Genomic DNA, 6,077 nt, shown 5'->3' on the forward strand with positions numbered 1-6,077 from the left:
AAGATGACTCCGGCAGCTTACCGAAGTCATCTCATCGCTGCGTAGATAGCAGCATCTCTTTTTATTAAACTGTCTACTTTATAGGGTGCAGTTCACAATAATTCAAAACTCATTCTTAATACCTTCACGGTGCCATTCAAAAGGGCGAATCGACTTTTACTATCGGCTTTAATTATTTACTTCTTAATAATGTGGTATCCCTGCTCACGAAATCCCTGGTCTGTATCTGGATCTGAATCTACTATCTATGCCTATATGGAGCTCTTGCTGAGAATATCAACTTCAAAAATTTCAGCCTTGTTGATGAATTTATTGTATTGGCGCCATGGCTATTTTAATGGAAAATAAAATCCATCAGTTTATTTAATGATGGATTTGCAGTTCGGACAGGTTATAACCTTTTCCGGCTTAAATTTAATTTTTTTTAAATCTTTCTTAGTGAAGGTAGCAAAGGCATTGTATGTAAATCCGCATACACAGGTGTTTTGATCCTTTACGATATGAACCAAATTCGACTCCTTGCTAATTACTGTTGGATAAATCATTTTTCACCCTTCTCATAGTTGGATTAGGCAGATGGTTAAGGTATGAAATGTCCTATATGCAGCCCGGCTGCCGTGACTTTGAATCGTTTTAGGCCCGTGGCTTTGCGTCTTCCGCTTTCGCGGAATTTGCCCAGATGAAATAATATCATAAATTGGAGGAAAAATCATAGTTTGCCGGGAATTGTAATAAAAACGCAAAACAGTTTACAAAAGTGATTTGTGAAACACAAAAAACCCCGTTCAATTCAGAACGAGGTTTTGTCTATATAAAATCTTTCTGCTCATCTCTATTCTTTATGCCTGATTTTTAAGAATTCGAGACATGTCAGCAGTGCATCTCCTCCAAATCCTGCAATAACCGAAAGGAGTACAACCCTTATGGTAGAATCAGGATCTGAAGAAACGACCAAAAAAACAGCCGCCAAAGCCCCCATGATTACTTCTTCCAAGACCCCCAGATAGATGAATTTCTTTGTCCTCCGAGGTTTTACCATTTTGCCTTCTTTCCGGATATGTCCAACGACACCGACTAGCCCACCAATCAACAAAGCGAAGGTAATGTTCAAAAACATTTGTTCTTCACACTCCTAAAGTCGAGATTTTGGACAAGCGACCTTAGGTTGATTCTCGGTGTATTACCATTATATAGGAAGATGGTATAAATTAGTATGCATAAAAATACCGAATTTTCTGAATAATAAATAGTTAAACTTTACTGTAACTTCCTTCCAAAAGAGAAGTTACTGTTACTATTGTACGATTTTATTCATAGTACCAGGTAATAAGAACTGTCTCCAATTGGAATGTTCTCAAAAATAAAAAGCAAACATAGAATGCTTGCTTTTTGAAGTCTATTAATGGATATGGCGATATACACCGATCACCTTGCCCAGGATGGATACATTTCGAAGGATAATAGGTTCCATTGTAGAATTTTCGGGCTGGAGGCGTACATAATCTTTTTCTTTGAAGAATCGTTTAACTGTCGCTTCGTCTTCTTCGGTCATGGCCACAACAATGTCTCCGTTATTAGCTGTGCTTTGCTGCTTGACGATGACATAGTCACCATCCAGAATTCCTGCCTCAATCATACTTTCTCCCATAATTTCAAGCATGAATACATGTTCGTCAGCTGGAGCCAGCCTTTCTGGAAGGGGGAAGTATTCCTCCACATTTTCAATCGCGGTAATCGGCTGGCCGGCAGTAACTTTACCAACGATCGGCACGTTGACTGCACTAACCTTTGGGATGTGCGAAGACTCGTCCAAATCCAAAATCTCAATGGCGCGCGGCTTGGTAGGATCCCTGCGGATTAATCCTTTGCTTTCAAGCCTTGCGAGATGGCCGTGGACAGTGGAGCTGGAAGCAAGCCCAACTGCTTCACCAATCTCTCTAACAGAAGGCGGGTAGCCTCTGAGTTTGACTTCTTCTTTTATAAATTCCAATATATCTTGCTGCCTTTTTGATAATTTCACCATCTTAAACGCACCTCGTATGATTTTCTTTGCCTTTATTATAGCATCAATTACCATTTGATACAAACATAAGTTCGAATTTTTGTTGACACAAAACAAATGTTCGGTCTATAATGAAAACATCAAATACGAACGTACATTCTGATAGAGGTGTTTAATTATGATGAAAAAATTGTGGGATTCTTATTCTTATGCTATTATTCTATTCGTTTTAAGCTTGGCAGCATCTTTCATATTAGTTTTGCTAATGGAAACACCGGATAGCGAGAAGTTTGTAAAAGTCACTATATCAGAGGGTGACTCCCTTTGGGAAATCGCTGAAAATTTCTCAGCTGAACATTCACTGTCAGCCGATGAATTTATCAGCTGGGTAGAACAAAACAATGGAATCGCAGGCGGAAGAATTTTTCCTGGTGATGAAATTGTTATCCCTGTTAAAGCTGCTGAAGGGCAGCCATATACCGAGCTTGCTAGTTCAGAACTGAATGAATAGCTATAAGGAGAAGTTATGAAAGCAATTATATACTGCAGGGTAAGCACAACAAAAGAAACGCAGGAAACATCTCTTTCCAGGCAGGAAGAGGAGTTGTTGAACCTGGCAAAAAAGAATGGATTTGACGTGGTCAAAGTCATCCGCGAGCAGGCGAGCGGATACGATTTAGAAAGAGATGGAATACTGGAGCTTCTCGATTTAATAAAAGAAAAAGATATTAATTTGGTTCTGATCCAGGATGAGACGCGGCTTGGACGCGGCAATGCCAAGATTGCCATTCTTCATTGTATCTTAAAAGAAGAGGTCCAGCTCTACAGCATCTCCAACAATGGACAGCTTCAGCTATCAGAATCGGACTCCATGGTATTAAGCATTGTCGGAATGGTAGAAGAGTATCAAAGAAAGCTTCATAATATTAAAATCAAACGGGGCATGCAAAGAGCGGTAGTTAAAGGGTACCGTCCCGAGAAAAATCTGAGCAATCAAGGAGCCAATGCCGGCAGAGAAAGGATCGAAGTCCCAATAGATGAAATTGTCCGGCTTCGAAAAAACGATCTCACCTTTGCCGAAATTGCAGCAACATTAAGAGGGTTTGGCTACAATATTTCAAAAGCAACCGTACATAGAAGATATAAAGAGTATGTTGATTCATTAGCAGAGTAGAGCACTTTTCTTGTCAAAAGTGCTTTTTTTTAGTATGATGGCATTTGAGTTTCAGTATTTTTAAAAGGTAAAACTTGTAGCGTAACCAAACTTTCTATTAGATTATCCAAAGGTTAACTTTTGATATAAAGGAGCTTAAGCATGCTGCCAAAAGAAAAACTTGCTCGAATCAATGCACTGGCAAATAAGGCGAAAGAATCCCGTTTAACTGAAGAAGAGGCAAAGGAGCAATCATCACTCCGCCGGGAATATTTGGAGACGTTCCGCTCTTCTATGCTGAACACGTTAAAAGGTGTGACGATTGTTGACCCTAAAGGCAATGACGTAACCCCTAAAAAACTGAAAGATCTTCAGGACAAGAACCGCCTTCATTAATATCATAATTGCAAGGGATACACATTCAGTTGTATTCCTTCTTTTAATAGAAAGCGGAGATGACCACCTTGGCATATTTTTCCGGCTATCTCCGCTTTTCTTTACATATGCCGGGTCTTTTTGTGTCAAAATAGTAACAAACCGGCTTTTTATCGCAGTCTAACGGGCAGTAAGACACCCACTTCAAGACTCAGGGACCCGAAGCAAGATAAGCGGGAGTCAAACTGCCCGTAAAGGCCCGATTGGTAACAATCAGTGGGGGATAAAAAACTCCCCCACTGATTGAAGTTTCACTTTATGTCTTTTTCCTGACCCTATTGGTTGTGAAAAAAACAGACACCCGATAATATAAAATGAGTAAGAATTACTCTCGAAAGGATGTATTGAATGTTTAATCAAACAGATGAACTATCCATCAGTTCCATTCGTACTTTATCAATCGACGCCATTGAAAAGGCGAATTCCGGCCATCCAGGCATGCCAATGGGAGCTGCACCAATGGCTTATACACTTTGGACACGCTTCATGAACCACAATCCTAAAAACCCAGAATGGTTCAACCGTGACCGTTTCGTCCTTTCAGCCGGACATGGATCGATGTTATTGTATAGCCTTTTACATTTATCAGGCTACGATGTATCTATGGAAGATATTAAGCAGTTCAGACAATGGGGAAGCAAGACTCCTGGCCACCCGGAATTCGGGCACACTCCTGGTGTTGATGCAACAACTGGCCCATTAGGACAGGGAATTGCAATGGCTGTTGGTATGGCTATGGCTGAACGCCACCTTGCTGCAACTTACAATAAAGAAAACTTCAATTTGGTTGACCACTATACATATAGCATTTGCGGAGATGGAGACCTTATGGAAGGTGTTTCTGCGGAAGCTGCTTCCCTTGCAGGCCACTTAAAGCTTGGAAGACTAGTTGTTCTTTATGATTCAAATGACATTTCACTTGATGGAGATTTGGATAAATCCTTCTCTGAAAGTGTAGAACAGCGTTTCAAATCTTACGGATGGCAGTACATCCGAGTTGAAGACGGCAATGACCTTCATGAAATCGCTAAAGCGATCGAGGAAGCGAAAACAGACGAAAACCGTCCAACTATGATTGAAGTAAAAACAGTAATTGGCTATGGTTCACCTAACAAATCAGGTAAGTCTGATGTTCATGGCGCCCCGCTTGGTGCTGATGAACTTAAATTAACTAAAGAAGCTTACAAGTGGACTTTTGAAGAGGACTTCCATGTACCTGAAGAAGTATATGATCACTTCAAACAGCAAGTAGCTGAAAATGGTGCTAAAAAGCAGCAGGAATGGGAAGACCTTTTTGTTCAGTACAAAGAAAAGTATCCTGAACTCGGCCAGCAGCTTGAGCAAGCAATCAACGGAGAGCTTTCTGAAGGATGGGATAAAGGCATTCCTGTTTATGAAGAAGGAAAAAGCCTTGCAAGCCGCGCTTCCTCTGGAGAAGTGTTAAATGCAATCGCACAAAACCTTCCTTCATTCTTTGGCGGATCAGCAGACCTTGCAGGATCCAACAAAACAATGATCAAAGGTACAGGCGACTTTACTCCGGAATTATTTGAAGGCCGCAATATCTGGTTCGGTGTCCGTGAATTTGCTATGGGGGCGGCATTAAATGGTATGGCGCTACATGGCGGATTAAAAGTATTCGGAGGAACTTTCTTCGTATTCTCTGATTACCTTCGCCCGGCCATCCGTTTGGCTGCACTTATGAATCTTCCTGTCACGTATGTATTTACACACGACAGTATTGCGGTTGGTGAAGACGGCCCTACACATGAGCCTGTTGAACAGCTTGCTGCATTGCGCGCAATGCCAAACATTTCTGTTGTCCGCCCTGCTGACGGAAATGAAACAGCAGCTGCTTGGAAAACAGCAATTGAATCAACAAACAAGCCAACGGCTTTAGTATTGACTCGCCAAAACCTTCCTACATTAAAAGGAACAGATTCAGCAGCATACGAAGGCGTTAAAAAAGGTGCTTATGTTGTTTCGCCGGCTTCAAATGATAAAGCAGATGTACTATTGCTTGCTGCTGGATCAGAAGTTAGCCTTGCTGTAGAAGCACAAAAAGCGCTTGAAGGCGAAGGAATCCATGCATCTGTTGTCAGCATGCCTGCTTGGGACCGCTTCGAATCTCAATCCAAAGAGTATAAAGAAAGCGTCATTCCAAAGGCTGTGAAGAAGAGACTTGCCATCGAAATGGGATCTTCTCTTGGCTGGCACCGCTACGCTGGAGACGAAGGCGATGTTCTTGCTATTGATACATTTGGCGCATCTGCACCAGGTGAAAAAATCATGGAAGAATACGGCTTCACTGTAGAAAACGTAGTAGCACGTGTAAAAGCATTGCTGCAAGGATAATAAAATGACTTTAGAGGAAGAGCTGAGAAGCTCTTCCTTTTTTGTGTGTGCCAGGCATGGCAACTATCTAGGTGGTGAAAGTCCACTGTGGGGGTACACATCGACTAACCACTAAGGAAGCGCAAGGTACTA

General features: G+C 41.5%; 6 protein-coding genes and 1 riboswitch. Of the genes, 4 read left to right on the forward strand and 2 right to left on the reverse strand.

From position 1 onward, the window contains the following. Positions 1-599: 599 nt before the first annotated feature. Positions 600-686, reverse strand: a riboswitch (cyclic di-GMP riboswitch). A gap of 146 nt (positions 687-832) precedes the next feature. Continuing rightward, a complete protein-coding gene (locus DFO73_RS28115; protein WP_110067949.1) occupies positions 833-1,117 on the reverse strand; it encodes a DUF4257 domain-containing protein in 285 nt (94 codons plus the stop codon). 282 nt (positions 1,118-1,399) lie between these two features. Then, the gene (lexA, locus tag DFO73_RS28120) at positions 1,400-2,023 is read right to left on the reverse strand and encodes a transcriptional repressor LexA (protein ID WP_110067950.1); all 624 of its coding nucleotides are present in this window, start codon (positions 2,021-2,023) and stop codon (positions 1,400-1,402) included. Positions 2,024-2,180: 157 nt separating this feature from the next. Here lexA and yneA point away from each other — a divergent pair, with 157 nt between their 5' ends. From yneA to tkt, 4 genes are all read left to right on the forward strand, one after another. Continuing rightward, positions 2,181-2,513, forward strand: a complete 333-nt coding sequence (yneA, locus tag DFO73_RS28125; RefSeq protein ID WP_110067951.1) for a cell division suppressor protein YneA — start codon at positions 2,181-2,183, stop codon at positions 2,511-2,513. Between the two features lie 15 nt (positions 2,514-2,528). Further along, positions 2,529-3,176, forward strand: a complete 648-nt coding sequence (locus tag DFO73_RS28130; protein ID WP_110067952.1) for a YneB family resolvase-like protein — start codon at positions 2,529-2,531, stop codon at positions 3,174-3,176. A gap of 141 nt (positions 3,177-3,317) precedes the next feature. Continuing rightward, positions 3,318-3,551: a DUF896 domain-containing protein gene (locus tag DFO73_RS28135; protein WP_110067953.1), complete on the forward strand. Its 234-nt coding sequence runs from the start codon at positions 3,318-3,320 to the stop codon at positions 3,549-3,551. A 387-nt stretch (positions 3,552-3,938) separates the two neighbouring features. Next, positions 3,939-5,945: a transketolase gene (tkt, locus tag DFO73_RS28140; protein WP_110067954.1), complete on the forward strand. Its 2,007-nt coding sequence runs from the start codon at positions 3,939-3,941 to the stop codon at positions 5,943-5,945. Positions 5,946-6,077 lie beyond the last annotated feature (132 nt).

The organism is Cytobacillus oceanisediminis (genome assembly GCF_003182355.1).
Lineage (GTDB): Bacteria > Bacillota > Bacilli > Bacillales > Cytobacillaceae > Cytobacillus > Cytobacillus oceanisediminis_A.